Source organism: Mycobacterium sp. 1423905.2 (assembly GCF_001673155.1).
Classification (GTDB): domain Bacteria; phylum Actinomycetota; class Actinomycetes; order Mycobacteriales; family Mycobacteriaceae; genus Mycobacterium.
The window spans coordinates 1-917 of sequence record NZ_LZLE01000248.1 but is presented as its reverse complement, the minus strand read 5'-3'; the positions used below and the strand labels follow the sequence as shown (position 1 = coordinate 917).

The following is a 917-nucleotide window of genomic DNA, read 5'->3' as shown; positions in this document are numbered from 1 at the left end:
GTGATCACGTACCAGCGGCGCAGCCCGAACACGTCGCCGCGTTCGGCCGCGAACACCCCCATCTGGCAGGTGAACGACGAGGCGATCAGGACCAGCGTCACCGGGACGGCTTGGTACAGATTCAGCTCGGTGGGCGGCGGCGGCCAGTTGCCGCCAGCCTGGGCTCGGGCCGTGAAGTAGAACGCAAACAGCCCAGCAAAGAACATCAACTCGCTAGACAGCCACACTATGGTGCCAACACTGACCATGTTTGGTCGGTTCAGCGAATGCACCCGCGACGTGATGGCAGTACCCGAGGTCCCTACAGCACTCGTCACATCCGCAAGTATGACGCTTTGTAGTTGTTCGCCTCTACCCGGGTCGAAAATTCGCCCGTTTCGGTTCCCTGCCGTCGCCGCGGCGACGTGTCGTGGGACCATCGGCGCGTGGCCGTGTTTGAGGTGCCGTCGCTCGCGTCGGGTGAGCCGGCGTGCTCGTGGCCGCGGTTGCTGGGCCGGTTGACCGAGGGTGAGCACCTGCGCCGCGGCGAGGCCGCCTGGGCCATGGACCAGATCATGACGGGCCATGCCCAGCCGTCGCAGATGGCCGCATTTGCGGTGGCGATGAAGATGAAGGTGCCGGTCGCGGCCGAGGTCAGTGAGCTCGCCGAGGTGATGCTGCAACACGCCCGTCCGCTGCCGGCCGACGCGATCCCCTCGGACGCGGTCGACGTGGTGGGCACCGGCGGCGACGGCGTCAACACGGTCAACCTGTCCACGATGGCGGCGATCGTGGTGGCGGCCGCGGGGGTGCCGGTGGTCAAACACGGCAACCGCGCGGCGTCGTCGCTCTCGGGTGGCGCGGACACGCTCGAGGCGCTCGGGGTCCGCATCGACCTAGGGCCCGACCAGGTGGCGCGCAGCCTGGCCGAGGTCGGC

General features: G+C 68.2%; 1 protein-coding gene and 1 pseudogene. One reads left to right on the top strand and one right to left on the bottom strand.

Features of this window, described 5'->3' with window-relative positions; translation table 11 throughout:
- The coding region (locus tag A9W95_RS16025) for a heme-copper oxidase subunit III (RefSeq protein WP_371328081.1) at positions 1-317 on the bottom strand (317 nt) is incomplete at its 3' end.
- A 108-nt stretch (positions 318-425) separates the two neighbouring features.
- On the opposite strand from A9W95_RS16025, the pseudogene A9W95_RS16020 reads away from it, so the two are divergent.
- Positions 426-917: pseudogene (locus tag A9W95_RS16020) on the top strand (anthranilate phosphoribosyltransferase); the annotation flags it as partial.